The sequence below is a fragment of the Subtercola frigoramans genome, assembly GCF_016907385.1.
Classification (GTDB): Bacteria; Actinomycetota; Actinomycetes; order Actinomycetales; family Microbacteriaceae; genus Subtercola; species Subtercola frigoramans.
Genome location: NZ_JAFBBU010000001.1, coordinates 1,138,720 through 1,163,429 on the forward strand (window position 1 = coordinate 1,138,720; position 24,710 = coordinate 1,163,429).

The 24,710-nt window shown below is 64.6% G+C and carries 25 protein-coding genes and 1 tRNA gene; 16 read left to right on the forward strand and 10 right to left on the reverse strand.

Features of this window, described 5'->3' with window-relative positions; translation table 11 throughout:
- Window positions 1–37: 37 nt before the first annotated feature.
- The 3 genes from ispD (at window position 38) to rlmB (ending at window position 3,886) form a co-directional block, all read left to right on the forward strand.
- A complete protein-coding gene (ispD, locus tag JOE66_RS05500) occupies window positions 38–1,300 on the forward strand; it encodes a 2-C-methyl-D-erythritol 4-phosphate cytidylyltransferase (protein WP_307827065.1) in 1,263 nt (420 codons plus the stop codon).
- A gap of 83 nt (window positions 1,301–1,383) precedes the next feature.
- The gene (gene cysS, locus JOE66_RS05505) at window positions 1,384–2,802 is read left to right on the forward strand and encodes a cysteine--tRNA ligase (protein ID WP_205107492.1); all 1,419 of its coding nucleotides are present in this window, start codon (window positions 1,384–1,386) and stop codon (window positions 2,800–2,802) included.
- Complete coding sequence (gene rlmB, locus JOE66_RS05510) at window positions 2,795–3,886, forward strand: 23S rRNA (guanosine(2251)-2'-O)-methyltransferase RlmB (protein ID WP_205107494.1); 1,092 nt, start codon at window positions 2,795–2,797, stop codon at window positions 3,884–3,886. Before cysS ends, rlmB begins: the two co-directional genes overlap by 8 nt.
- Before the next feature lie 127 nt (window positions 3,887–4,013).
- Here the strand turns inward: rlmB and JOE66_RS05515 are convergent, their stop codons facing one another.
- Together JOE66_RS05515 and JOE66_RS05520 are read right to left on the reverse strand one after the other, a co-directional pair.
- Complete coding sequence (locus JOE66_RS05515) at window positions 4,014–5,366, reverse strand: DUF4032 domain-containing protein (RefSeq protein WP_205107496.1); 1,353 nt, start codon at window positions 5,364–5,366, stop codon at window positions 4,014–4,016.
- Window positions 5,367–5,487: 121 nt separating this feature from the next.
- Entirely contained in the window at window positions 5,488–6,591 is a 1,104-nt protein-coding gene (locus tag JOE66_RS05520; protein ID WP_205107498.1) for an ABC transporter ATP-binding protein, read from the reverse strand.
- A 284-nt stretch (window positions 6,592–6,875) separates the two neighbouring features.
- Between JOE66_RS05520 and JOE66_RS05525 the strand changes: the two genes are divergently transcribed.
- From JOE66_RS05525 to JOE66_RS05550, 6 genes are all read left to right on the forward strand, one after another.
- Window positions 6,876–7,778, forward strand: a complete 903-nt coding sequence (locus JOE66_RS05525) for a DsbA family protein (RefSeq protein ID WP_205107500.1) — start codon at window positions 6,876–6,878, stop codon at window positions 7,776–7,778.
- A 105-nt stretch (window positions 7,779–7,883) separates the two neighbouring features.
- Window positions 7,884–7,959, forward strand: a tRNA-Thr gene (locus JOE66_RS05530).
- Between the two features lie 376 nt (window positions 7,960–8,335).
- A complete protein-coding gene (locus JOE66_RS05535; protein ID WP_205107502.1) occupies window positions 8,336–10,129 on the forward strand; it encodes a lipase family protein in 1,794 nt (597 codons plus the stop codon).
- A gap of 95 nt (window positions 10,130–10,224) precedes the next feature.
- Window positions 10,225–10,554, forward strand: coding sequence for an antibiotic biosynthesis monooxygenase family protein (locus JOE66_RS05540; protein WP_205107504.1), 330 nt, complete (start codon window positions 10,225–10,227; stop codon window positions 10,552–10,554).
- Window positions 10,555–10,684: 130 nt separating this feature from the next.
- Complete coding sequence (locus JOE66_RS05545) at window positions 10,685–11,185, forward strand: DUF2750 domain-containing protein (RefSeq protein ID WP_205107506.1); 501 nt, start codon at window positions 10,685–10,687, stop codon at window positions 11,183–11,185.
- A gap of 58 nt (window positions 11,186–11,243) precedes the next feature.
- A complete protein-coding gene (locus tag JOE66_RS05550; RefSeq protein WP_205107508.1) occupies window positions 11,244–11,570 on the forward strand; it encodes a hypothetical protein in 327 nt (108 codons plus the stop codon).
- A 24-nt stretch (window positions 11,571–11,594) separates the two neighbouring features.
- Here the strand turns inward: JOE66_RS05550 and JOE66_RS05555 are convergent, their stop codons facing one another.
- From JOE66_RS05555 to msrB, 3 genes are all read right to left on the reverse strand, one after another.
- Complete coding sequence (locus JOE66_RS05555; protein ID WP_307827066.1) at window positions 11,595–12,119, reverse strand: GNAT family N-acetyltransferase; 525 nt, start codon at window positions 12,117–12,119, stop codon at window positions 11,595–11,597.
- Window positions 12,116–12,697, reverse strand: coding sequence for a nitroreductase family protein (locus JOE66_RS05560; RefSeq protein ID WP_205107510.1), 582 nt, complete (start codon window positions 12,695–12,697; stop codon window positions 12,116–12,118). Before JOE66_RS05560 ends, JOE66_RS05555 begins: the two co-directional genes overlap by 4 nt.
- A 91-nt stretch (window positions 12,698–12,788) precedes the next feature.
- Complete coding sequence (msrB, locus tag JOE66_RS05565; RefSeq protein WP_205107512.1) at window positions 12,789–13,193, reverse strand: peptide-methionine (R)-S-oxide reductase MsrB; 405 nt, start codon at window positions 13,191–13,193, stop codon at window positions 12,789–12,791.
- A 46-nt stretch (window positions 13,194–13,239) separates the two neighbouring features.
- Between msrB and JOE66_RS05570 the strand changes: the two genes are divergently transcribed.
- From JOE66_RS05570 to JOE66_RS05595, 6 genes are all read left to right on the forward strand, one after another.
- Window positions 13,240–13,707, forward strand: coding sequence for a GNAT family N-acetyltransferase (locus tag JOE66_RS05570; protein ID WP_307827067.1), 468 nt, complete (start codon window positions 13,240–13,242; stop codon window positions 13,705–13,707).
- Between the two features lie 115 nt (window positions 13,708–13,822).
- Window positions 13,823–14,080, forward strand: a complete 258-nt coding sequence (locus tag JOE66_RS05575; RefSeq protein WP_205107514.1) for a DUF3263 domain-containing protein — start codon at window positions 13,823–13,825, stop codon at window positions 14,078–14,080.
- 21 nt (window positions 14,081–14,101) lie between these two features.
- The gene (locus JOE66_RS05580; RefSeq protein ID WP_205107516.1) at window positions 14,102–14,650 is read left to right on the forward strand and encodes a LytR C-terminal domain-containing protein; all 549 of its coding nucleotides are present in this window, start codon (window positions 14,102–14,104) and stop codon (window positions 14,648–14,650) included.
- Between the two features lie 160 nt (window positions 14,651–14,810).
- Window positions 14,811–15,014, forward strand: coding sequence for a cold-shock protein (locus JOE66_RS05585; protein ID WP_104242705.1), 204 nt, complete (start codon window positions 14,811–14,813; stop codon window positions 15,012–15,014).
- A 181-nt stretch (window positions 15,015–15,195) separates the two neighbouring features.
- The gene (gene groL / locus JOE66_RS05590; protein WP_205107518.1) at window positions 15,196–16,815 is read left to right on the forward strand and encodes a chaperonin GroEL; all 1,620 of its coding nucleotides are present in this window, start codon (window positions 15,196–15,198) and stop codon (window positions 16,813–16,815) included.
- A gap of 545 nt (window positions 16,816–17,360) precedes the next feature.
- The gene (locus tag JOE66_RS05595) at window positions 17,361–17,852 is read left to right on the forward strand and encodes a hypothetical protein (RefSeq protein WP_205107520.1); all 492 of its coding nucleotides are present in this window, start codon (window positions 17,361–17,363) and stop codon (window positions 17,850–17,852) included.
- Here the strand turns inward: JOE66_RS05595 and JOE66_RS05600 are convergent.
- The 5 genes from JOE66_RS05600 to JOE66_RS05620 form a co-directional block, all read right to left on the reverse strand.
- Window positions 17,842–19,623, reverse strand: coding sequence for a HAMP domain-containing sensor histidine kinase (locus tag JOE66_RS05600; RefSeq protein ID WP_205107522.1), 1,782 nt, complete (start codon window positions 19,621–19,623; stop codon window positions 17,842–17,844). The genes JOE66_RS05595 and JOE66_RS05600 overlap by 11 nt on opposite strands.
- A gap of 146 nt (window positions 19,624–19,769) precedes the next feature.
- Entirely contained in the window at window positions 19,770–20,459 is a 690-nt protein-coding gene (locus tag JOE66_RS05605; RefSeq protein ID WP_116419165.1) for a response regulator transcription factor, read from the reverse strand.
- Between the two features lie 78 nt (window positions 20,460–20,537).
- Complete coding sequence (locus JOE66_RS05610; RefSeq protein WP_205107524.1) at window positions 20,538–22,184, reverse strand: DNA repair helicase XPB; 1,647 nt, start codon at window positions 22,182–22,184, stop codon at window positions 20,538–20,540.
- 11 nt (window positions 22,185–22,195) lie between these two features.
- Window positions 22,196–23,989 carry a helicase-associated domain-containing protein gene (locus tag JOE66_RS05615; protein ID WP_205107526.1) on the reverse strand — a complete coding sequence of 598 codons (1,794 nt, stop codon included), beginning with the start codon at window positions 23,987–23,989 and terminating at the stop codon, window positions 22,196–22,198.
- Window positions 23,986–24,234: a hypothetical protein gene (locus JOE66_RS05620; protein WP_205107528.1), complete on the reverse strand. Its 249-nt coding sequence runs from the start codon at window positions 24,232–24,234 to the stop codon at window positions 23,986–23,988. The genes JOE66_RS05615 and JOE66_RS05620 overlap by 4 nt, the downstream gene beginning before the upstream one ends.
- A 93-nt stretch (window positions 24,235–24,327) precedes the next feature.
- Between JOE66_RS05620 and JOE66_RS05625 the strand changes: the two genes are divergently transcribed.
- Complete coding sequence (locus JOE66_RS05625) at window positions 24,328–24,708, forward strand: cold-shock protein (RefSeq protein ID WP_205107530.1); 381 nt, start codon at window positions 24,328–24,330, stop codon at window positions 24,706–24,708.
- Window positions 24,709–24,710 lie beyond the last annotated feature (2 nt).

Consider the following 24,710-nt stretch of genomic DNA (forward strand, 5'->3'; position numbering starts at 1 on the left):
CTGGCTCGCCGGTTGTCTGGCCGTGCATACTGGGTCAGTGCCTGCAGCGATTCTCCGACCATCCGTAGCCGTCATCGTTGTCGCGGCCGGCAGCGGAACACGCCTGGGCCTCGGCCAGCCCAAGGCGTTCGTGAGCCTCGCCGGCAGGCCCATCCTCTCGCGGTCGCTCGACGCGATCTTCGCGCTCGACGACGAGACGCAGGTTGTCGTGGTCGTTCCGGCAGACCGGGTCGAGCAGGCAGGTGACATTGTCGCCCAGGTCGCAGGCGCCGCCGTGGGGTATGCGACCGTGGTCGTGGGCGGAGAGAGTCGGCAGGCCTCTGTCGAGGCCGGACTTGCCGCCCTTGCCGAGTCCGTCGACATCGTCCTGGTGCACGACGCGGCTCGCGCGCTCACGCCGACGGCCCAGTTCGCCTCCGTCATCGACGAGGTGCGGAGCGCCGGCAGGGGCGCCGTCCCCGGGCTGCCGGTGAGCGACACCATCAAGAGAACGGACGGATTCGGCCTCGCTCTCGCAACCGTCGACCGTTCCGAGCTCTCTGCGGTGCAGACGCCGCAGGGGTTCCCGCGGCAGCAGCTGCAGCGGGCCTACGAATTCGCGGCTGACGAGTTCACCGACGATGCCGCCCTGGTTGCCGCCGCCGGGTTCGAGGTCGCCATCATCCACGGAGACCCGCTCGCGTTCAAGATCACGACGGCGTGGGACCTGCGTCGGGCCGAGCAGGAACTCGCGCCGGCACCCGAACACCGCGCGTGGCGCACCGGCGTCGGCCTCGATGCTCATGCCTTCGTGACCGGCGGCCCCGGGCATCCCGAGGCCGACGCCGATGCGGAGTTCGTCGGCACGCCGGAGGCCGCACCAGTGCCGGAGCACGCTGAGGAGTTGTGGCTCGCGGGCCTGTTCTGGCCGGGGGAGCGTGGGCTCGTCGGCCACAGCGACGGCGACGCGGTGGTCCACGCGATCTGCGACGCACTGCTCTCCGCCTCGGGTCTCGGTGACCTCGGCAGTGTCTTCGGCACTGCGGACCCGAGATTCGAAGGGGCCCACGGCGACGTCTTCCTGCGCCACACTGCCGCCCTGCTCGCCGGCGCAGGATTCCGAATCGCGAACGTGTCGGTGCAGCTCGTGACGAACCGCCCGCTGTTCTCGCCGCGACGTCTCGAAGCGCAGGCCGTTCTGTCGGCCCAGCTTGGCGCGCCCGTCACCGTTTCGGCCACGACGACAGACGGACTCGGGTTCACCGGGCGGAACGAGGGTGTCCTGGCGATTGCGAGCTGCGTGGTGCACCCCGCCCAGTAGCTGCGCGGCGCACCTCGCCCAGTAAGAGGAGTGCACGGAGCGAGCCTCGTAACCCGTGGACACCCAAGCCCTAAACTGGGTCGGTGACTCTTCGCCTGTATGACACCAAGCTCGCCAGCCTTGTGGATTTTGTTCCCCTGGTTCCCGGCCGGGTCGGTGTGTACGTGTGCGGCCCGACGGTGCAGTCTTCGCCCCACATCGGTCACCTGCGGTCTGCTCTCGCCTACGACCAGCTGCGCCGCTGGTTCAGCTACAGCGGGTTCGACGTCACCTTCATTCGCAATGTCACAGACATCGACGACAAGATCCTCGTCAATGCTGCTGCCTCTGGCGAACAGTGGTGGGCGCTCGCGTATCGCACCGAACTCGAATTCACCGCTGCGTACCAGGCGATCGGCGTTCTGCCACCCACGTATGAACCGCGCGCCACGGCGAGCATCTCCGAGATGATCGCCATCATCGAGCGGCTGGTGGATGCCCGGCACGCCTACGCCGCAGAAGACGGTTCCGGCGATGTCTACTTCGACACGGTCTCGTGGCCCGAGTACGGCGAGCTGACACACCAGAAGCCCGGTGACATGGCCGCGGCCACCGACTCCGACCCTCGAGGCAAGCGCGACATCAGGGATTTCGCGCTCTGGAAGGGCCACAAAGAGGGCGAACCGCTCTCGGCTTCGTGGTCGAGCCCGTGGGGCGAAGGGCGCCCCGGCTGGCACATCGAATGCTCGGCGATGTCGACGCGGTACCTCGGCCCACAGTTCGACATCCATGGCGGTGGGCTCGACCTCCGGTTCCCGCACCACGAGAACGAGCTGGCGCAGTCCCGGGCGGCCGGTGATGGTTTTGCGAACTACTGGCTGCACAACGGTCTCGTCTCGGTGACGGGCCAGAAGATGAGCAAATCGCTCGGCAACTCGGTGTTTGCAGCAGAGCTGCTGGGCCAGGCGAAACCTCTGGTGATCAGGTACTACCTCGGCGCGGCCCACTACCGTTCGACACTCGAATTCCACGACGGTGCGCTGGCCGAAGCAGAGGCCGCACTCGGCCGCATCGAAGGGTTTCTCGACCGCGCGGTACGCCGGCTGGAGGGCACCCGATTCGCATCGTCTACAGTTGAAGTGGTTCCTGATGCCTTTCGCGAGGCGATGAACGACGATCTGAGCGTTCCCCAGGCGCTCGGAGTGCTGCACGAAACCGTGCGCACGGGCAACCAAGCGCTCGACTCAGAGGATTTCGGCGAGGCGGCGAGACTGCTCGGCCAGGTCTTTGCGATGACGAGCGTGCTCGGCATCAACCCACTCGATGAGATGTGGGAGACCGGCACAGAGGGCTCAACCGGAACGGCACTCGCCAGCCTGGTTGAGCGTCTGCTCGAGGATCGCGAAACCGCACGGAAAGCACGAGATTTCACCACTGCCGATCGCATCCGCGACGAGCTCGGCCAGGCGGGAATCACTATTGAAGACACCCAGGCGGGTGCACATTGGAGTTTTGATGGCTAGTTCAGGCAAGAAGCCCGGGCGTCCCGGCGCTGTTCGGCGCACCAGCAAGGGGCCGCAAGTCGGTTCAGGTGGCCAGGGTCGCCAGGCCCTCGAGGGCAAGAAGCCCACGCCCAAAGCCGAAGACCGCCCGTACCATCCCGCAGGCAAGGCCAAGGCAGCTAAAGAGCGCTATGCCGCTGCCGGAGGCAAGGGCAAGCCCGGCGCTCCCACCCAGCCGCGCATCGCCGGGCGCGGCCCAGCCCCTCGTGGCGGCCCTGCCGCCCGCACGGGCAGCGCTGCCGGGGCTCCCCAGGAGCCGGCACGCCAGCAACGCCGCGCCCAGCGCGGAAATGAGGAGAGCGAGGTCGTGACCGGCCGCAACTCCGTCGTCGAAGCGCTCCGCGCGAAGATCCCTGCCACGGCGCTCTACATCGCTACCCGCATCGAGTACGACGAGCGCGTCAAGGAGCTCCTGCAGCTCGCGACGAGCAGAGGAATCCCGATTCTCGAGGTCATGAGGCCAGAGCTCGACCGCCTGGCCGGCTTCGACGCTGTGCATCAGGGCGTTGCCCTCAAGGTTCCGCCGTACGTCTACGCGCATCCGGTCGACCTCTACGACGAGGTGCTCGCCCGCGGCGAAGTGCCCCTGCTGGTGGCGCTCGACGGCATCACCGACCCGCGCAACCTCGGGGCGATCATCCGCTCGACGGCGGCGTTCGGCGGCCAGGGCGTCATCGTTCCGCAGCGACGCTCGGTCGGGCTCACCGCCTCGGCGTGGAAGACCTCTGCCGGTGCGGCTGCACGTACGCCCGTGGCAATGGCCCCCAACCTCACCCAGACGCTCAAGGCGTTGAAGCAGAAGGGCGCCTTCGTCATCGGCCTCGACGGCGGGGGAGACACTTCGCTTCCCGAACTCGACTTCGCCACCGGCCCGATCGTCATTGTGGTGGGCAGCGAGGGCAAGGGCCTGTCGCGGCTCGTCACCGAGACGTGCGACGCTGTGGTCTCCATTCCGATCAGCGCGTCGACCGAATCGCTGAACGCGGGCATCGCGGCGAGCGTGACGCTCTACGAGATCTCGCGCCTTCGCGCGCTGAAGCACTAAAGGCGAGCGCAGCGGGTGCCCTGAACGGGCACTCGCTCTTAGCGCGGCGCGTCTCGCGCGGCGGGTGCCCTGAACGGGCACTCGCTCTTAGCGCGGCGCGTCTCGCGCGGGGGGCTCAGGATGCCCGTCAGACCTTCAGGCGCCAGTCCGGCTCCGCCTCGAGCGAGGCCGGGTCGGTGCCGAGCTGGTCGTCCTCGTCGTCTTCGTCCTCGTCGCTCACCGCGCCCGCCTGCACGGTGATGGGCAGCGTTATGAGGCCGGTCGGCGGCCCGACGACTGTCGCTTCATCGCGGCGGTGGCGCAGAATGTCGTTGATGTACGACGTGAGAGCCTCTGCGAGCGGCACATCGCGGCTCTCCTGCTGGCTCATGAACCAGCGGTGTTCGAGCAGTTGGTGAAAGACCTCGGCCGGCTCGAGCTTGCCCTTGAGATCCCGGGGGATGGCCCGCATCACCGGCTCGAACACTTTGGCCAGCCATTCGTGGGCCAGCATCTCTTCGTCGTAATCCTTGCGCCCGAAACGAAGCGTGTAGGAATCGAGGTCGTTGAGCAGGCGCCTGGCCTGGTTCTCGCCGGTGTCGAGCCCGGTGAGCCTCAGCAACCGGCGCTGGTGATGGCCAGCATCCACGACCTTAGGCTGGATGCGCACGGTCGTGCCGGACTCGTCGGTCTTGATCGCCAGTTCCTCAATGTCGAAGCCGAGCTCATTGAGGCGGTCGACACGCTCGCTGATGCGCCACCGCTCCGAGGTCGAGAACGACTCGGAGCCGGTGAGTTCCTTCCAGAGTGAGCGGTAGGCAGCCACGATGCCGTCGCTGATGCGAATGGGGTCGAGTTCGTCGGCGACACGGCCGCCGGCCTCGAGGTCCATGAGCTCGCCGGCGATGTTGACCCGGGCGATCTCGAGGTCGTTCTCGCGCTGGCCGTTCGAGAGCCCGCCTCCATAGAGCTGGCCGGTCTCCGCGTCGACCAGGTAGGCAGCGAAAGCACCGGCGTCGCGTCGGAACAGGGTGTTCGAGAGGGAGACGTCGCCCCAGAAGAAGCCGATGATGTGCAGGCGGACGAGCAGCACGGCCAGAGCATCCACCAGCCTTGTCGCCGTGTCGGGGCGGAGGGTCTGGGAGAAGAGTGCGCGATACGGCAGCGAGAACTTCAGGTGACGGGTCACGAGCACAGAGTTGAGGGGCATGTCGTTGCCGTCGGTGCGATTGGTGATGACGGCGAGCGGGTCGACGCACGGGATGTCGAGGGCCTGCAGGTTGCGCAGCATGGCGTACTCGCGCTTGGCCATCTCGTCGGTGGTCTCTTTGATTGCGATGACATGGCCGCTGAGGTGGGCGAACCGAACGAGGTGACGCGAAATGCCCTTGGGGAGCAGCGCGATGTTCTCGACCGGCCACTGGTCGAGCGGAAGATGCCACGGCAGGTCGAGAAGTGCAGGATCGACGGTTGCGGCAGTGATGTTCAGTGAGCCACTCACAAAAGCTCCTCAGCTCGGTTGATCCAGCTTAACTGGAGCGGTGAAACAGAACGAGCCTGCCGGAATTCGCCTCGATGCGACGAAAACCGACAGGCTCGGCCTGTGTGGTGGATGCTTCTGGCTACGCGGCGACGACTGGCCGGTTGCCGATGCGCTCGCCGCTCTCGTTGTTGAAGAGGTGAAGGTGACCGGGCTTGGCGGTGAGATAGACCTTCTCGCCGGCGTTCGGGTGCACGCGGCCGTCGACACGGGTGACGAGGTCGGTGCGCTTGCCGTTGATGTCGGCGTGGCCATAGAGGTAGCCGTCAGCGCCAAGCTCTTCGATCAGGTCGATGTCGACCGGGAGGCCCTCGCCGAACGTCTCAGCGACGACGATGTCTTCGGGGCGCACACCGATCGTGACCGTCTTGGCATTCACTGAGGCGAGCAGCTCGCGCTCGACCGGGATGACCGAGGTACCGAACTGCACACCGCCGTCGACCACGTCAGCGACGAACAGGTTCATTGCCGGGCTGCCGATGAATCCGGCGACGAAGACGTTGGACGGCTTCTCGTACAGGTCGCGTGGTGTGCCGACCTGCTGGAGCAGTCCATCTTTCAGAACAGCGATACGGTCGCCCATGGTGAGGGCTTCGGTCTGGTCGTGCGTGACGTAGACCGTGGTGACGCCGAGGCGACGAACGAGCGAAGCGATCTGGGTCCTGGTCTGAACGCGCAGCTTGGCGTCGAGGTTCGACAGCGGCTCGTCCATCAGGAACACCTGGGGCTGGCGCACGATGGCCCGGCCCATCGCGACACGCTGGCGCTGGCCACCGGAGAGCGCCTTGGGCTTGCGGCCGAGGTAGGGCTCGAGGTCGAGCAGCTTCGCGGCTTCGAGGACGCGGGTTGCACGTTCGTCTTTGTTGACGCCGGCGATCTTGAGAGCGAAGCCCATGTTCTCAGCGACGGTCATGTGCGGGTAGAGAGCGTAGTTCTGGAAGACCATCGCGATATCGCGGTCTTTCGGCGGAACGTCGGTGACGTTTCGGTCCCCGATGAAGATGTTGCCCGAGTTGACCTCTTCGAGGCCGGCGAGCATGCGGAGCGAGGTGGACTTTCCGCAGCCCGAGGGGCCGACGAGAACCAGGAACTCGCCGTCGGCGGTTTCGAGGTTGAGCTGGTCGACTGCTGCGCGGGTCGAGCCCGGGTAGAGCCGTGTTGCGTGATCAAACGTGACTGATGCCATGGTTGTACTACTCCTTCACCGGCAGGTACGTGCCGGACGATCCGTTGTGATGGACTATGAGCCAGCGTCAGTGGTGGCCCACCCCTCAGTATGTCATGGTGCTGCCCGGGCGGCCATCCGGATCCCGGGGAGTTGGATACCGTCTTCGGTTGGGCGCCTGTGGAGGACGTGGTTAGGGCATTCTCAGGGTCATTCATTACTATCGGTTGGTGGCTGCAAGCGATTGCGCCGCACTACCCCGACTTCTTCTTTCTCCCTCCCTCTCGAACTCCGGAGCAACACGTATGACCAACGGCCGACCCGAAGACAGTCGCCAGAGCAAGAACCAGCGTCGCGAGGCTGCCCGCGAGAAGGCGAAGGTTCTCCGCGAAGAGCAGCGCAAGAAAGACCTCCGCAACAGGTGGATCCTGTTCAGCGGAATCGGCGTCGTCGTTGTAGCCATCATCGTCTGCGTCGTTCTGATCGTCGCCAGCTCCGTCAAGACCGCGGGCCCAGGCCCCCTCAACATGGCAAGCGACGGCATAAAGATCACGACCGGCAACGTCGCCGTCACAACCCCGGCCCTCGCTGCCGGTGAGCAGCCCACCCCGAGTGCGGCAAACCCCACCGGTGTGCTCGACATCCGCGTGTACATCGACTACATGTGCCCCTACTGCGGTCAGTTCGAGACAACGAACACCGAACAGATCAGCAAGTGGCTGACTCAGGGTGCAGCAACATACGAGGTGCATCCTCTCTCGTTGCTCGACCGGTCGTCTCTCGGTACCAAGTACTCGACCCGCGCAGCGAATGCTGCAGCCTGCGTGGCCAACTACTCGCCGAACAACTTCTTCGACTTCAACTCGCTGCTCTTCACGAACCAACCGGCCGAGAACACCTCGGGCCTCACGGATGCCCAGCTCCAGGATTACGTGAAACAGTCTGGCGCGGGGTCGACAGACACCATCAACTCGTGCATCACGAACCAGGACTTCAAGGGCTGGGTCGCCGACTCCACCACACGGGCGACAACCGAGCCTCTTCCCGGCTCGACTCTGGCAAAGGTCACGGGTACGCCGACGGTCCTCGTCGACGGCCAGCAGTACCAGGGCTCGCTGACCGACGCCAATGCGTTTGCGAACTTCGTACTGCAGGTCTCCGGCCAGTCGTCGTCGAGCGCTACTCCAACCCCGACCCCGGCTTCGTAGCGCGGTCCCGCGTTCGTGTTGGGGTCCGGGCGACACTGCGCCGTCCAGGCCGTGCCTCGTGCGTCGTCCCCGCCCTACGCATGACTAGAATGGGGTGTTCGACCTGCCGACGTGGCGCAATTGGTAGCGCACCGCTCTTGTAAAGCGGGGGTTACGGGTTCAAGTCCCGTCGTCGGCCCCAATCCAGACGTGAAGCGTTGGTACTCGCGAAGCGCTGCTTCGCCAGCGCTGGCGTCGCGGTGAGCATCCACTGGATGCTCCCTCATAGCTCCAGCGCGCGTCGTCGGCCCCAATCCAGCCGTGAAGCGTTGGTACTCGCGAAGCGTTGCTTCGCCAGCGCTGGCGTCGCGGTGAGCATCCACTGGATGCTCCCTCATAGCTCCAGCGCGCGTCGTCGGCCCCAATCCAGACGTGAAGCGTTGGTACTCGCGAAGCGCTGCTTCGCCAGCGCTGGCGTCGCGGTGAGCATCCACTGGATGCTCCTTCATAGCTCCAGCGCGCGACTCTGAGTGCACGATGGTCTCGCTGACAAGCGGGCTGACGATAGTCTCAGGGCCATGAACCGGTCAGGGGCGCAGCCGAAAGGCCGGCGAATAATTCTCGCAGCCACCATCGGCGTCGCAGCCATCATCGGCTTCACGTCCTGCGTGTCCTCGGATATGCCGACGCCGACCGCGACCGCGAACCCGGTGTCGGTCGACACCGCACCCTGCACCGGGGCCGATGGTGTGGGTGGTGTCGTGCCGACAGGACTTGGCCCCGGCGACATTGTCTCAGCAGTCGACCTCACGCCAACCGATTCCCAGAGTCCCGGGTTCCCGACAGCTTCGAGTGTCTGGCGGATGCTCTACGTGACCACAGGCGTCGACGAGAACGATCTCCAGCTGGTCTGTGGCATGGTTGCTGCGCCGATCGCTGGCCCGGCGTTGATCGGTGGCACCGGCAGAATGCTGGATTGGTCGCACGGCACCGTCGGCCTCGCTCAGGACTGCCTGCCGTCTAGCGACCCGGCGAACCTCTTCTGGGGCAAGATGCCAGGCGGCATCAATGCCATCGCGTGGGGGAGTGATGCTGGCAAGCATGAGGGAGATCCCGCGGGCGGGCTGCTGCAGTACGCGCTGAACAAGGGCATGGTCGTCACCGCGACCGACTATCAACCAGGCGAAACCTACGTCGTCGGCAAGATGGAGGCGTCTGCCGTTCTCGACGCTGCCAGGGCTGGCGCCCAACTGATGGACCAGACCTTCGCCTCGGCCGCTCCGACCGCATATGATTCTGTGATTTGGGGCCATTCTCAGGGTGGGCACGCCGCGCTCTGGGCCGGTCAGCTGGCTGAGTCGTACCTCGCGTCAACTCACCCTTCGCGGGTCACGCCTACCCTCACGCTTGTCGGTGTTGCGGCGATGGCACCCGCAAGCAACTTCATCACTCTTGCGGGCCAGCCCAGCGTGCAGCCGGGTGATGGATTGGCCGACTGGGAGATGCACAAGAACGTCGGCCTGGATCTGCCAGTGAAGTCACTCCAGATGCAGATCGGCCCGGCTCTGTTCTCCTACATCTTCGGGTCATGGAATTCGCTCGCCTCAGGCCGGGCCCCATCATCCACCGCCCAGTTTCCCGCCTTTCCTGTCTCTGGCCCAGCTCTCGAGCTGTCAGCGATTGTGACACCGAACCCAGGCGCGCAGACGGTCGCCGCCGTGCAGGCACTCTGCCTGACGGGAGCGCAGGCGAAGCAGGTTCAGGCCGAGGTTGAGAAGTACAGTGATGCACAGACAAACCCGATGTTGATCCCGTCGGTGTGGAACCTCCCCTCGAGCTATTCGACTGGTGAATATTTCAAGGGTGGTCTCGACACGAGTTGCAGAGCGACCACCGACGCCATCCTCTCATCCTGGTGCGCGTGGATGCGGTGGAATCTGCCCGGTCCTCTCGGGACGAACCCCTTCGCCAAGGCGCCGATCGTCAATGGAGCGCCCGTTCCGCTGTTCATCGCCCAGGGCACTGCCGACGACGTCATCCACTGCACAGCTCCTCGTGGACAGCTGAACGTCTCGGTGCCTGCAGCGGCAGACTGTATGTCGCGCGCGCTCTACGACAGCCTCGCATCGGATGTCTACTGCCCGGCCGGCGGCACGGTTGGCCATCTCGAACTTCAGGCAGTGCGACCCGTGACCCTCGTGAGCCCCGCTTCTCACCTCGCGATTCCGGGCGAGATCTCTGCGAAAGCTATCTCCGATGCAGCAGCTGATCTGGTCTTCGACGGGTCACCACTTCAGAAGTTCATGACCGCAGCCTTCGAAAAGACCGTAGCTCCCGGTTGCTCTACCCAGGTCGCTAATCCCCTTCCCTAACGTTTGGTGGGACGTGTTCTGAGGGTTTTCATTCAGCCCGTCGTGGCACGATGGGACCGGGCGCCGATGCGCGCCCCAGACAGAAGGACTCTCCCGTGACTGTAATCAAGATCAACGCCATCACCGTGCAAGCCGACAGTGGCGACGAACTCGCCCAGCGCTTCGCTGCTCGTGCCGGAGCCGTTGACGGCCAGGCGGGGTTCGAGGGCTTCGAACTCCTGAAGCCCGTGGATGATCGCCACACCTGGCTCGTCGTCACCCGGTGGTCCGACGAGGAGTCGTTCCAGGCCTGGGTGAGTTCACCCGCATTCGGACACGGTCATCGCAGCGAGGCCGAGCGCACGGGGCAGCCGGCACCCGCCCACGTGGGTGTCAGCAGCGAACTGTGGTCGTATGTTGTTGCCGGCGGGTCTGGTACCAAGTAGCACCAGCACCAGCACCAGCACCAGCACCAGCACCAGCACCTCCCGGACCGGGACTTAAGACCCTATTTCCTGCCCAGCAATTCAGAGACGGTTTTCTTGGTGAGAAGATGAGTCTTGGAAGGGTCCTGTGATGGATGGTTCGAGAGTCGCCCAGAAGAATGGGTCGGCACAGAGCAGTCTGCCGGTGCGGCACCTCACACTTGTGCCTCGCGGGCACACCGGCGGGCACCCTGGTACCGCTGGGTTCCCCGCCCAAGACGTCGTGCGCCCCGCCTACCAGATCAACCCGATCTGTGCGCAGTTCGCCGAGCGGGTGAGATCCTCCGGAACAGTCTGGTTGCTCCACGACGACGCTGGAGTTCTCGTCTCGGCGCTCGGGGGCGAGAGGGCCGTCCCGTTCTGGTCGTCACGGGCGCTCGCGGAGAAGGCGAGCGAGAGCGACCTACTCGGCCGTAGCCTGTCGGCCATCGACGTCTCGCTCGCGGACTGGATCTCGAAGTGGCTCGTCAAACTCGAATTCCAGGGGGCAGTCGTGGGTCTGGACTGGCTCACCACGCACACCAACGGGCTCAACTACCATCCGGCAGCCGTGAAGCATTTCGCGACCCAGCACGCCGTGGCCCTTGTCTGATGGCATACACCGGCCCGGCTTGCAGGGTTTTGCCAGCGGCTCGGCTTAGTCTCGTGCTGTGAACGCCACCGCCGCTACGACGATCGACGCAACACAGCCCCACTCTGTCTACGCCGCCACACCGTGGAGCGCGGACGTCTGGTTCCTGGCCCACGACGGCCGGTGCATCGGTTGGATCCGTCGGTACCACGAAGGCGATCACGAACTCTTCGGCGTGTACACCTACGGCTGCGACCAGCAGGGCCTTCGTGTCTGGGTTGCCTCCGAGCGGTCGTTGACGGGGGCCGGCGCGTACATGGCGTCGCACGTCGCAGAGCTTCTCGAACGGTCCCGGTCACTCGGCCCCGACCCGGTGAATCCCCTCGGGCTGCACGAACGTCGCTGAACGCGGCGCGCGGCCAGCTGAACGTCACCGTTCCGAGACGGCGGGCGGAACGAGCGGGAGTTCGTAGTGGCGGTACGTCGAGTCGGGCATCCAGCCATCGGCCTCGTAGAGCGCCTGCGCCTCGGTGTTGCTCCACGCAGTGGAGAGCTCGAGTCGGCTGGCGCCTGCCGCGCGGCCGTGCCGTTCTGCTGCGGCAAGGAGCGCACGGGCAACCCCGAGCCGACGCGCTGACGGGTCGACGAAGAGGTCGTAGAGCACGAAGATGCGGGAGAGATCGAGTGAGCAGAACGAGGGGTAGAGCTGGCTGAAGCCGACCGGCCTGCCCCCATTCACGGCGAGCAGCACCACGGACTCGTCACCGCAAATTCGAGCCTCGAGGTAGTCGCGTGCTGCTCCGAGGCTTGCAGGATGCCCGTAGAACTGCCGATACGCGTCGAAGAGTACTGCCAGCGCATCGAGCTCGGCGAGGGTGGCCGTGACGACATGCAGGCCCGTTTGAGCACCGGTGCCGGGATCGTTCGGACTCGACTTCTGCTCGCTGCGCGTCACGAGAGCACCGTCACATGATCGGCCGCATCGATGAGGGTTCGACGAGCGCCCCTCTCACCAACGGGTCTCTCACCAACGGGTCTCTCACCAACGGGTCTCTCACCAACATAGAGCCAGCCGAGCAGCTCTTCATTCGCCTGCAGCTCGTGCACGCGCCGCACCGGCCCGGTGCGGGTGAAGGGGCCGGTTCTCCAGATCACACCCCACCCTGCTTCGTCGAGCAGCAGTGAAAGCGCGTGCGTGACGCCGGCGGCCACCGCATCCTGCTCCCAGGTCGTGACCTTCTCGCTCTGCTTGTGGGCCGCCACAATGGCGATCAGCAGGGGCGCCCGCTCGGCCTTGGAGATGAACCCGGCCCGTTCGAGGTCGCTGGACGCCCCTGAACCCTCGGCGAGAGCGCTGCCAAGACGGGCCCGGGCACCGCCACGGATTTCGATGAACCGCCAGGGCCGCAGCGAACCGTGGTCGGCGACGGTCCCGGCTGCCTCGACGAGGCGTAATATCTCGTCGTGGTCAGGGGCAGACCCCCCGACCCGCGAGTAGGAGCGTCGCTGCTTCATGCTGGTGAAGGCCGACATCGACGCGCTCCTCTTCATACTTGGCGTGTAGCTGAATGCTGTTGCGTTCGATCGCGGTGCACCTGCGTACACCCGCGGATCCTGCCCGGTCTCAGGCCGACTCGTCGAACGACAGCGAAACCGAGTTCATGCAGAACCGGTCTCCCGTCGGCGTCTGGGGGGCATCGTCGAAGAGGTGGCCGAGGTGTGACCCGCAATTGGAGCACCGAACCTCTGTGCGCAGCATTCCCAGGCTCCGGTCTTCGATCAGTTCGACCGCGTCGGATTCCTTCGGTGCGTAGAAGCTGGGCCATCCGCAGTGCGAGTCGAACTTCGTGTCGCTTCGAAATAGCTCCTGCCCGCACGCCTTGCAGCGGTAGACCCCTTCACGTTTCTCGTCGAGCAACTCACCCGTCCACGGGCGCTCGGTCGCCGCCTGCCGCAGCACGGCGAACTCCTCGGCACTGAGCTCGTTCTTCCACTCATCGGTCGTCTTCGAAACTTCGTACTCTGTCATGGTGTCCTCTCCAAACGCCTTCCATCATCACAGTAAACTCGAGCGCGTGCCTGACCATTCCATCATCCAGAAGACGTGGAGCGAGCTCACAACCGACGAGTTGTACGCCATCCTGCGACTTCGAACCGACGTCTTCTACGTCGAACAGAAGGTCGACGAATCAGAATTGGATGATCGGGACAGGGAACCCGCAACCAAGCATGTGTGGATCGCCGACGCCGACAGGGTCGTCGCCTACCTCCGGGTGATCGAAGACGCCACTCCCGAGTACCTCGACGCCACGAGGCTCATCGGCCGTGTCGTCGTGGCGCCGGCCTTCCGCGGGCGGGGGCTCGCCCAGCGCCTGCTCACCGATGTGATCGGCCAGTTCGGCCATGAGGCACTGTTGCTCCACTCCCAGAGTTACATTGCGCCCCTCTACGCAGGCTTCGGCTTCGAACGATTCGGCGAAGACTACGACGAAGCAGGAATCGTGCACACCTCCATGTACCGGGCAGGTCGCTCCGGTTCCTGAGGCCGCCGGGTCGTTCGCTGGGCGTGTACACACCGGATGCCAAGCGGCCGCGCTCTAGAATGAGCCATCGCAGGCAGTCGCAAGCCAGTCGAGTCGAGAGAGGTGGCGCGCGGTTATGGATTCGATCCTCAGTGACCGTGACCGCCGGATTCTCGAATTCGAGCGAGTCTGGTGGCAGCACTCCGGCGCGAAGGAGCAGGCCGTTCGCGATGAATTCGGTCTCTCACCGACCCGCTATTACCAGATTGTCGCGGCGCTCACAGATTCTTCGGCAGCCCTGACCTTTGATCCCATGCTCATCAAACGACTCCAGCGCGTGAGAGACACCCGAATGGCAGCCCGGTCGGCTCGCCTGCTCTCGCCTGGCGAATAAGAACGGCAGCCCCACCCTTCCATGGCTTCAGAACCACGCGATTCGTTCGACCGAATTCCTGCAGACGGCATCCGCAGGGGTGTGCACCGCGGACCCCGGCCCAAGGGCCGTGGATGGGTGACGTTCGCCTGGGCCGCCCTGGCAACCGGGCTGCTCGTCGGCCTCGGGGTCGTCGGCCTGTTCGTTGTGAACAACGGGATCCAGTTCACCAGCGGTGGCACCAGTGCGGGCGGCTCCTCGACTGTCGCCGCCGACACGCCTGTGCCCACCCCCACCGCGACGCCCACTATAGACCCGAAGCTCACGGTGACCATCCTGAACGGTGCAGGGGTCGAAGGGCTCGCGACGCGAGCCGGCACGCGGGCGACGGCCGATGGATGGTCGGTGGGAGCCGAGGCGAACGCGAGCGCCTCCGATGTGGCCACGTCGACGGTCTATTACGCGAAGGCAGAGAACGAGGGCGCGGCCAAGGGCCTGGCTGCAACACTTGGTGGAATAGCTGTGGCGCAGTCCGACCAGTTTGCCGGCGCGGATCTCACTGCTGTTCTCGGCGCCGACTACACCGAATAGCCCGGATACCCCTTCTGCGGGGGTGCCGTATTTCGTGCGTGTTTAATTCTTGTTGAATTGTCGTCACGTGATCGCGATTTCGCCGAATGCACCGTTTTACTTGTGAAACGGATCATTTCGCCCGAAATGATGGTGAGCAACACAGCAACTGGGAGTAACAATGGCGAACGGAACCGTCAAGTGGTTCAACGCTGAAAAAGGCTACGGCTTTATCACGGTGGAAGGGGGCGGACAGGATGTGTTCGTTCACTACTCCGCGATCGACATGGGGGGATACAAGGTTCTCGAAGAGGGCCAGCAGGTGATCTTCGAAGTGGGAACGGGGTCGAAGGGTCCGCAGGCCGAGTCGGTACGCCTGGCGTGACTTCGAAATCTCACGTGATCGTTGGTTGAGTAGCGCACAGCGCTATCGAAACCGTCGTCCTTCTGGGGTGTCACTTGCACTCGGCCCTGTCGAGTGCCAGTATTGGTCTTAGCACTCGCACTACCTGAGTGCTAGACCTTTATGAATCTTTCATGACGCCCGGGAGGGACGAGAAACACACATGGCAAAGATTATTGCTTTCGACGAAGAGGCCAGACGCGGCCTCGAGCGTGGACTCAACATTTTGGCTGACGCCGTCAAGGTCACGCTTGGCCCGCGCGGTCGCAACGTCGTCCTCGAGAAGAAGTGGGGTGCGCCCACCATCACGAACGATGGTGTGTCCATCGCCAAAGAGATCGAACTTGACGACCCCTACGAGAAGATCGGCGCCGAGCTGGTCAAAGAGGTCGCAAAGAAGACTGACGACGTTGCCGGCGACGGAACGACGACCGCCACGGTCCTCGCTCAGGCGCTGGTTCGCGAAGGCCTGCGCAACGTCGCAGCCGGCGCAGACCCGATCAGCCTGAAGAAGGGCATCGAGAAGGCTGTTGCAGCCGTCATCGCCGAGCTCGTCAAGAACGCCAAAGAGATCGAGACCAAGGAAGAGATCGCGGCAACCGCATCGATCTCTGCCGGTGACACCGAGATCGGCGCACTGATCGCTGAGGCGATCGACAAGGTCGGCAAAGAGGGTGTTGTCACCGTCGAGGAGTCGAACACGTTCGGCACCGAGCTCGAGCTGACCGAGGGCATGCGCTTCGACAAGGGTTACCTGTCGCAGTACTTCGTCACCGACCCCGACCGCCAGGAAGCCGTCTTCGAAGACCCCTACATCCTGATCGTCAACTCGAAGGTCTCGCAGATCAAAGACCTGCTGCCGATCGTCGACAAGGTCATCCAGGCCAACAAGCAGCTGCTCATCATCGCTGAAGACGTCGATGGCGAAGCACTCGCCACGCTCGTCGTCAACAAGATCCGCGGCATCTTCAAGTCGGTTGCCGTCAAGGCTCCCGGCTTCGGCGACCGTCGCAAGGCGCAGCTGCAGGACATCGCCATCCTCACCGGCGGACAGGTCATCTCAGAAGAGGTCGGCCTGAAGCTCGAGAACGTCACGCTCGACCTCCTGGGCCGCGCACGCAAGGTCGTCATCACCAAAGATGAGACCACCATCGTCGAAGGTGCCGGCGACGCCGAGCTCATCGCCGGTCGCGTGCAGCAGATCCGCAACGAGATCGAGAACACCGACAGCGACTACGACCGTGAGAAGCTCCAGGAGCGTCTCGCGAAGCTCGCCGGTGGCGTTGCTGTCATCAAGGCCGGAGCTGCGACCGAGGTCGAGCTCAAGGAGCGCAAACACCGCATCGAGGATGCAGTGCGCAACGCCAAGGCTGCCGTCGAAGAGGGCATCGTCGCCGGTGGTGGCGTCGCCCTGATCCAGGCTGGCAAGACCGCATTCGAGAAGCTCACGCTGACCGGTGACGAAGCGACCGGCGCGAACATCGTGAAGGTTGCGATCGACGCCCCGCTCAAGCAGATCGCTGTCAACGCGGGCCTCGAGCCCGGTGTTGTCGCCGAGAAGGTACGCAACCTGCCCGTCGGATGGGGCCTGAACGCCGCAACCGGCGAGTACGTCGACATGCTGGCTGCCGGAATCAACGACCCGGTGAAGGTGACGCGCTCTGCCCTGCAGAACGCTGCATCCATCGCCGGTCTGTTCCTGACCACAGAGGTTGTGGTCGCTGACAAGCCGGAGCGTCACCCCGCTCCGGTCGGCGACCCCAGCGGTGGCATGGACTTCTGATTTAGCTGCGAAAAGCGGGTCGGCCTTCGGGCCGGCCCGCTTTTCTATGCGCCGCCGCCCCGGCGGCGCATGCTGGGAGAACTTTGCGGTTCCGTCGTTGTTTCCCCGGGCGACAAAGGAAGCGACGTACACGCCGCCGCTTCCTTTCGACCTCGCTCTGCAGCCTTCCATTCTGCGCCGCATCCGAATCGACCTCGCCCCGCATCGGGGAATGTGGCGGGGTGCTTGCCTGGGGGCGGGGGAGCGGGTAGGTTGGAGCACCGCGGCAGTTGCCGTACAGATTGACAGAGATTCAGAAATGAAAGGGGAGGTGAGCCCGATGATTGCACAGAGAGACATCGCGAAGCGAGCAGCTATGACTGCAGCTCACACGGCGCTTCCCCTGGGACACCTGCCCGCACACTAGCGGCCATCGTCGCACTGGGAAGCGCCTCCAACGTTCACATTTCTTCTGGAGGAAGTTTCTCGTGTTCAGACAATCTCTTCGTGCTGACGATTCGTCGGTACTGCAATTTTTTCATACCGGCCTAGATGGCTCAGCGCATATGAGCGCAGAAGCGTACGGTCGCGGCCTGGCGACGGGTGAATTCCGTCGCGATTGGACGTGGCTGGCGTTGCTCGATGACGCCATTGTCGCCAGCGCCGTGTGGTGGGGGCCGGCGTTCGCCGTGCATCCTGTCGAGCTCCGCTGCCTGCTGGTTCACCCCGACATACCCCATCCCGAGGTCTGGGGCGCTGCGCTGATCCGATCGGGCAACCGCTCGTTCTCGGCAGCGGGAGCGCTCTTCGTGCCTGAGGTGGTGAACGAGACCCTGGGTGGCGTCGTGGGTGAAGTCGTGATCGACGACACGGCGACATCGTGGCGAGCTGCGGCCTATCGCGACGCCGGGGTCATCGTCGCAGACCGTTCTACAGGCGAAGACGGACGCGGTTCAGCACGCTCCACTGACGGATCGACGGTTCGGCAGTCAGTGGGGCAGGGTGCTGTCGGATCGGCGGTTGCCGGGCCCACTGGCCGGGTTTCGCTCAGGCGATAGCTGCTGCTGTGCCCGGAGCAGAGGAGACGACGATCGGGGCCAGGGGCAGGGTGACGCGGAATGTTGCGCCGCCTCCCGTGGTCTCGACGGCCTCAACGGTGCCGTGGTGGGCCGCGATGATCGATGACACGATGGCGAGCCCGAGGCCGCTTCCTCCCGTCTCGCGGGTGCGGGAGGAGTCCGCACGCCAGAAGCGCTGGAAGATCTTCTCGCGAATCTGCGACGGGATTCCCTCGCCGTGGTCGATGACGTCGAGAATGGCCACGCGGCGAGCCTCGTCGACCTGGATCGACACCTCGATCGGGCTGTCTGACGGGGTGAATCGCAGAGCGTTGCCGATGAGATTCGCAACGACCTGCCGGATCTTGTTCTCGTCTGCCATGACTATCGGTGCGACCCCGCCGCGGTCCTCGGAATCGATGCTCGAGAGCGCGACGTCAGCGGGCACCAGCTCGACGGGAGCGCCCGTCTTCGGGTCGACAGGCGCAACCGCTCCGGTGCGGGGCCGGCGCCTGAGTCGTGCAAGAGTCGCGCCCGCGAATCCGATCGGCCCGGTGAGGTTGCTGGCCTTGTCGTCGGAGCCTGGCAGTGAGTTCGGCCCCGCGAGTGCCGCGTCGCCCGAATCACCGAGCGGTGGGTTCGTTGCAGAGTCGACCGCCGGCACGAAGCTCACCGGCTGCGACGAACGGGGCAGGATGATCGACACGACACGTTCGGGGCTGGAGGCCCGGGCATCCAACGCGGCGTCGACAGCGATCGGTACGAGGTCGATGCGCTCGAGGTTCATTGGCCGGGTCTCGTCGAGGCGGGCGAGTTCGAGAAGGTCTTCGACGAGCGCGCCCATGCGGATCGCCTCCTTCTCGATGCGGTCCATCGCCTTGGCGACCTCTTCGGGGGTCTGGAGCGCACCCATGCGGTAGAGCTCGGCATACCCCCGAACAGACACCAGGGGAGTGCGCAGCTCATGGCTGGCATCGCCGACGAAGCGCCTCATCTGGTCGATGGTCTTCGCCCTGTCGGTGAAGGCCGTGTCGATACGGCTCAGCATGGTGTTGAGCGAACGGTTGAGTCGGCCGACCTCGGTGTTCGGGGTGTCACCAGCCATACGCTGGCTGAAGTCTCCGTTGGCGATCTCGGCGGCGGTCTTCTCGACGGCACGCAGGGGAGTGAAGGTGCTGCTCACCAGGAGCCGGGTGAGCATGGCGCCGAGCACGACCACGCCGACCCCAAAGGCGAGAAAGATCGAGAGGTACGTGGTGGTGACGCTGTCGGTCTTCTCCAGCGACGAAGCAATGACGAGGGTGCCGTAGCTGCCGTCCTGCAGGCCCACTGTGCGCACGGCGGCGTGCCACTCGGTCTTGCCGCCCGTGGACGAGAGGATGAAGACGGGGGACTGTGCCTGGGCATCCAGGGATGGTGTCGTGGGCAGACCGGTTACAGAAGGCTCTTCCGACGCGGGCTGCGAGCCCCAGTTGTTCACGGTGACGGAGCCGTTGGGCCCGATCAGGGCGACGTAGTATTCCTTCGGTGCCGACTCGACGTCATCGAGCTTGAACAGCAGGGCGCTCGCCCCGGAGCCGAGGAAGGGCGAGATGTCGGTGTAGGCACCGCGCAACTGCGAATCCACCTGGTTCAGGAGGTACGACCTCAGCACGGTCATCGTTCCGATGCCGGCGATGATGAGCCCGAACGTCAGCATCAGCACTGTCACACCGGTGATCTTGGTGCGCAGTGAGATCGAGTTCCAGAACGTGGAGGGAGTGACGGCCATGAGTGCCTAACAGATTACGCGGTGGTCGCTGTGGAGATGATGTGCCCCGCCTGTTGTGTCCCGCCGAGTCGTGTGACGCACGAGCCAGGAGACCACTTGGTCGGGAAGTCATCACGAACCCGGCGCCCACCGGGCGCGGCATGAACTCAGGCCTTGCTGACCTTCAGCATGTAGCCGAAACCGCGCTTGGTCTGGATCAACGACTCCTCGGAGTACTGGTCGAGCTTGCGGCGAAGGTACGAGATGTACGACTCGACGATGCCGGCATCACCGTTGAAGTCGTACTCCCACACGTGGTCGAGGATCTGGGCCTTCGAGAGCACCCGGTTGGGGTTCAGCATGAGGTAGCGCAGCAGCTTGAACTCGGTCGGGCTCAGCTCGATCGCGGTGTCGGCCACGAACACCTCGTGCGTGTCCTGGTCCATGGTGAGCTCACCGGCACGGATGATCGCATCTTCGTCGGCCTGCATGGTGCGACGCAGAATCGCCTTGATGCGGGCCACGATCTCGTCGAGGCTGAAGGGCTTGGTGACGTAGTCGTCGCCGCCCACGGTGAGACCAGTGATCTTGTCTTCGGTGTCGTCTTTGGCCGTCAGAAAGAGAATGGGCGCGGTGTATCCGGCGGCACGGAGGCGTTTGGTGACGCCGAAGCCGTTCATGTCGGGCAGCATGACGTCGAGGATGATCAGGTCTGGCTCTTCTTCGAGCACTGCTGAAATGGTCTGGGCTCCGTTGCTGACGGCTCGAACCGCGAAGCCGGCGAAGCGCAGGCTGGTGGTGAGCAGGTCGCGGATGTTCGGCTCGTCGTCGACAATGAGAATGCGTGGTCCGGTCATGCCTCTATTATCTGCAGGTACGCTGAATGCTTCCTGTGAGAATCGTCAATCGATCGACGCCGCCATGACGCGGACAGGTCAAGCGTCGGTCAGCAGTTGCTGGGCATCCAGAATCGTGTAGCTGTAGCCCTGTTCGGCGAGGAACCGCTGGCGGTTCTGGGCGAAATCCTGGTCGACGGTGTCGCGGGCCACCAGCGTGTAGAAGTTCGCAGAAAGCCCTGACTCCTTCGGTCGGAGCAGTCGACCGAGACGCTGGGCCTCCTCCTGCCGCGACCCGAATGAGCCGGAGACCTGGATCGCCACGGTCGCCTCGGGCAGATCGACCGAGAAGTTGGCGACCTTGCTGACGACGAGAATGGGCTCGTCGCCGTCTCGGAAGGCCTGGTAGAGGCGCTCTCGTTCGACGATCGGCGTCGAGCCGGTGAGTTCGGGCACACCGAGTTCCGCGGCGAGTGTATCGAGCTGGTCGAGGTATTGGCCGATGACGAGGATGCGCTCGCCGTCGTGTTTCGCGACGAGCTGTTTCACGACGTCGAGTTTGGCGGGTGCCGTCGCGGCGAGTCGGTACCGCTCATCATCGGAGGCGGCGGCGTAGATCAGCCTGTCGGTCTGGGGCAGGTCGATGCGCACCTCGAAGCACTCAGCAGGGGAGATGAATCCCTGTGCCTCGATCTCCTTCCAGGGCGCGTCAAAGCGTTTCGGCCCGATCAGGCTGAAGACGTCGCCCTCCCGGCCGTCTTCACGGACAAGGGTGGCTGTGAGGCCGAGTCGGCGCCGGGCCTGCAGCTCGGCCGTCAGCTTGAACACCGGTGCAGGCAGGAGGTGGACCTCGTCGTAGACGACCAGCCCCCAGTCGAGGGCATCGAGAAGCTCCAGGTGCGCATAGGCGCCCTTCCGCTTGGCGGTGAGAATCTGGTAGGTCGCGATGGTCACAGGTTTGACCTCTTTGACCTGGCCGGAGTACTCGCCGATCTCGTCTTCGGTCAGTGAGGTGCGCTTGAGTAGTTCTGAACGCCATTGGCGCGCAGAGACCGTGTTCGTCACGAGGATGAGCGTGTTGGTCTTCGCTGTGGCCATGGCGCCGGCCCCGACCAGCGTCTTGCCGGCGCCACAAGGAAGGACCACGACGCCGGACCCGCGCTCGAAGAAGTTGTCGATGGCCTTCTGCTGGTAGTCGCGCAGGTGCCAGCCGTCTTCGGCGAGCGAGATCTCGTGGGGGGTGCCGGGGGTGTACCCGGCGAAGTCTTCGGCCGGCCACCCGAGCTTGGTGAGCTCCTGCTTCAGCTGCCCCCTGGCCCAGGGCTCGATCACGTAGGTGTCTGAAGCTAGCTTGGATGGCAGTAGTGGCGAGATGCGCTTGCCCTTGACGATCTCTGCAAGGACTGCCTCATCGGTGGAGCGGAGGGTGAGTACGCCGTCGGGCTGCCGTTCGATGACGAGGCGCCCATACCGGGCAACCGTCTCGGCGATGTCGATCGACACCGATTGGGGGATGGCGAACTTCGAGTAGCGCTCGAGGGTGCCGAGGATCTCTTCGGCAGTGTGGCCGGCAGCGCGGGCGTTCCAGAGGCCGAGTCGCGTGATGCGATAGGTGTGGATGTGCTCGGGAGCCCGTTCGAGCTCGGCGAAGACGGCCAGCTCGTGGCGGGCTGTGTCAGCGTTGGGGTGTGCCACTTCGAGCAGAACGGTGCGATCGCTTTGAACGATCAGGGGGCCATCGGGCATAGCTGTCAAGTTTACGTGACGGGGCTGACGACCTGTACCTGCGTGATGCTCGCCAGAGGAAGCGTGCGCTCGACGCCGGCTTTCGGGTCGGTTGCCCGAAGGCGACCACTGCCGAGACTTGTCGGAACGACCAGGAAGCTCATCTCCGAACCGTTGGGAACCTTGACCGTGACCAGAACCGTCGACTTCGCCTTCACGGCGACGTCGAGCTGACGCACCAGCCAGGCTTCGGCCGTATCGGTGCCCGGCCGCACTCCGCTTCCGCGCAGGCGGTTGATGAGCTCGTCGACGGGTCGGGACGCGATCTCGACGCGTGTCGGCGCGTTCGGAAACCGGGTGAGAGTGAGGGGCTCGCCGGACTCTGCTTCGGCGATGACCGGGTAGCGGGCATCCACCAGCAGCCAGTAGACCGTCTCGAGGCTGAACCGGCTCGTGAGCCGGCTGTCGCCCGAGAAGACCAGCCCGAGCGAACCGAGGCTCTGGTCGACGGCGATGGTGTGCAGCAGTTGCCCGTCGTCGGAGCGCACGTAGCTCCCCGAGTCGCCGAGCGACCCCGCTCTCAGAAGACCGTACCGTGCGCTCGACTCCGAGATCAGGTAGTCGAGAGGCTGGGGAATGCCGCTCGAAGAGATGCTCTGCAGAAAGCTCCGGATGCCCGCGGCGGTGTACCCCGCAGCGAGTGCCCTGGCAATCGAGCCCGACGAGATGCGATAGGTAGACGCGATCGACCGGCTCTCGACGTGGGCCATGGCGCGAAGGGAGCGGTCGATCTCCGGCAGCAGTGGCCCGGGAGCAACCACGGTCAGGTCGTGTTGCAGGTAGACGGTCGAGACTTCTGCGGGTAGCAGGGGCGACAGGGCTGCGGTCGCCTCTTCTTCTCCGTGCTGGAGCAGGGCGGCCCCGGCGGCACTTGCCAGCCCGAGGCCGGCGATCCCCAGTCGTTCGGCATCGATCGTGAACTCGTCGATCTGCTCTGCGAGTTCGTCGCCGCCTGCGGGGTACAGCCACCGGAGGTACTCCGCCAGCGGTTCACCCCAGACGGAGTCCAACCGGGACCGCAGAACGTCGACGATCTGAGGGGGCAGCGCGTCGAGCCAGGCCGAGGCGAGGGTGCCCCAGCGGCGTGCCAATGGTTGCAGCATCCATTCGCCTGCCGTTGCAGAACCGAACCACGATGCACCCTCACGGTGGGTCAGGCCCGCGATGGTCGACACGCGGAGGATCGAATTCATGGCCTCTGGGGCAAGACCCGTTGCAGCGGCAAGCCTCTTCGCGTCGGGCACGGCGAGCCCGCCTTTGGCGAGTTCGCGGGCCGGAGCAGTCTGGAGGGCTGTCGCGAGTTCAGTGACGGCGACGGTCGTCTCGAAGGCACGCTCTGCGGCGATCTCGTCGGTCTTGGCGCCCGCCGCTAGTGAGGGAGGTGCCGCCGAGGTGGGTGCGACCCCGGAGACGAGTTCATCGATGGAGGGCAGACCCCGCTCGGGCCAGGCCAGGAGAACGCTGCGTACGCCGTCGTAGGGCTCGAAGCGGCCGTCTTCTTCGACAAGCAGCATGAGTGAGAACGCGGCGCGAAGGGCCGGAGTGGCCGTCGCCGTGTCGACGGAGCCGGTGCCGATCTGGCCGAGGGTGTGACGGTCGAGGTGGGAGAGCGCTTCGTGGACCGAATCAGGCGAGAGCAGCGCGTCAGCCAGGTCGAAGAAGTCGCGGAGGTCGCGTTTGCTCAGGTTGCGCGCCGTCAGCAGAGTGATGAGGGCATCGTCGCTCTCCGTCTGAAGTCGGCCGGCCAGAGCGAGCGTGTCGCTCATCTGGAGCTACGAGCCTCGCGGGATCGGCGGACGGCATTCATGATGACGAGGGCGATGATGAGCACGATGGTCACCGGAAAGCCGAACAGCGGAAAAACGAGAACAACCGGCACGAGCGTGAAGTGCGCAATCCCTGAGATGATGCCGAGGATCATGCAGATGATGGAAAGACCGGCGACACCGGCGATCATGAACGCGAGAGCGCGCTCACCCCGGTGAATCACGGGGGTATTTGGATTGGTCACCTCTCTAACAATACGGGCACCGCAGCAAGCTAATAGGCTTACCTCTGGCCGGAGCGCAATATTCCGGCACAAAACACACGAGGAGATCCACACATGCCTACCGGCAAGGTCAAGTTCTATGACGAAGAGAAGGGCTTTGGCTTCATCAGCTCAGATGATGGCCAGGAAGTCTTTCTGCACGCGTCAGCCCTGCCCGCTGGGGCCACTGTCAAGGCGGGTACGAAGCTCGAATTCGGTATCGCGGACGGCAAGCGCGGGGTGCAGGCGCTCTCGGTGCGTGTTCTCGAAGCTCCGCCGAGCATGGTCAAACTCAGCCGCAAGCCGGCCGATGATATGGCCGTCATCATCGAAGATCTTGTCAAGGTTCTCGATGGCATCGGCACCAACCTCAAGCGTGGTCGTTACCCCGATTCTGCTCACAGCCGCAAGATCGCGGCGCTCCTTCGCAAGGTCGCAGACGAGTTGGACGCCTAGCT

What these genes read in the sequence shown, in the direction of transcription:
- JOE66_RS05585 (WP_104242705.1), top strand. Translation starts at nt 14,811, where the DNA reads ATGGCGAACGGAACCGTCAAGTGGTTCAACGCTGAAAAAGGCTACGGC.
- JOE66_RS05520 (WP_205107498.1), bottom strand. Translation starts at nt 6,591, where the DNA reads ATGGCATCAGTCACGTTTGATCACGCAACACGGCTCTACCCGGGCTCG.
- groL (WP_205107518.1), top strand. Translation starts at nt 15,196, where the DNA reads ATGGCAAAGATTATTGCTTTCGACGAAGAGGCCAGACGCGGCCTCGAG.
- JOE66_RS05595 (WP_205107520.1), top strand. Translation starts at nt 17,361, where the DNA reads ATGAGCGCAGAAGCGTACGGTCGCGGCCTGGCGACGGGTGAATTCCGT.
- JOE66_RS05560 (WP_205107510.1), bottom strand. Translation starts at nt 12,697, where the DNA reads ATGTCGGCCTTCACCAGCATGAAGCAGCGACGCTCCTACTCGCGGGTC.
- JOE66_RS05535 (WP_205107502.1), top strand. Translation starts at nt 8,336, where the DNA reads ATGAACCGGTCAGGGGCGCAGCCGAAAGGCCGGCGAATAATTCTCGCA.
- rlmB (WP_205107494.1), top strand. Translation starts at nt 2,795, where the DNA reads ATGGCTAGTTCAGGCAAGAAGCCCGGGCGTCCCGGCGCTGTTCGGCGC.
- msrB (WP_205107512.1), bottom strand. Translation starts at nt 13,193, where the DNA reads ATGACAGAGTACGAAGTTTCGAAGACGACCGATGAGTGGAAGAACGAG.
- JOE66_RS05605 (WP_116419165.1), bottom strand. Translation starts at nt 20,459, where the DNA reads ATGACCGGACCACGCATTCTCATTGTCGACGACGAGCCGAACATCCGC.
- JOE66_RS05615 (WP_205107526.1), bottom strand. Translation starts at nt 23,989, where the DNA reads ATGAGCGACACGCTCGCTCTGGCCGGCCGACTTCAGACGGAGAGCGAC.
- JOE66_RS05625 (WP_205107530.1), top strand. Translation starts at nt 24,328, where the DNA reads ATGCCTACCGGCAAGGTCAAGTTCTATGACGAAGAGAAGGGCTTTGGC.
- JOE66_RS05580 (WP_205107516.1), top strand. Translation starts at nt 14,102, where the DNA reads ATGGCTTCAGAACCACGCGATTCGTTCGACCGAATTCCTGCAGACGGC.
- JOE66_RS05575 (WP_205107514.1), top strand. Translation starts at nt 13,823, where the DNA reads ATGGATTCGATCCTCAGTGACCGTGACCGCCGGATTCTCGAATTCGAG.
- JOE66_RS05610 (WP_205107524.1), bottom strand. Translation starts at nt 22,184, where the DNA reads ATGCCCGATGGCCCCCTGATCGTTCAAAGCGATCGCACCGTTCTGCTC.
- JOE66_RS05600 (WP_205107522.1), bottom strand. Translation starts at nt 19,623, where the DNA reads ATGGCCGTCACTCCCTCCACGTTCTGGAACTCGATCTCACTGCGCACC.
- JOE66_RS05545 (WP_205107506.1), top strand. Translation starts at nt 10,685, where the DNA reads ATGGATGGTTCGAGAGTCGCCCAGAAGAATGGGTCGGCACAGAGCAGT.
- JOE66_RS05525 (WP_205107500.1), top strand. Translation starts at nt 6,876, where the DNA reads ATGACCAACGGCCGACCCGAAGACAGTCGCCAGAGCAAGAACCAGCGT.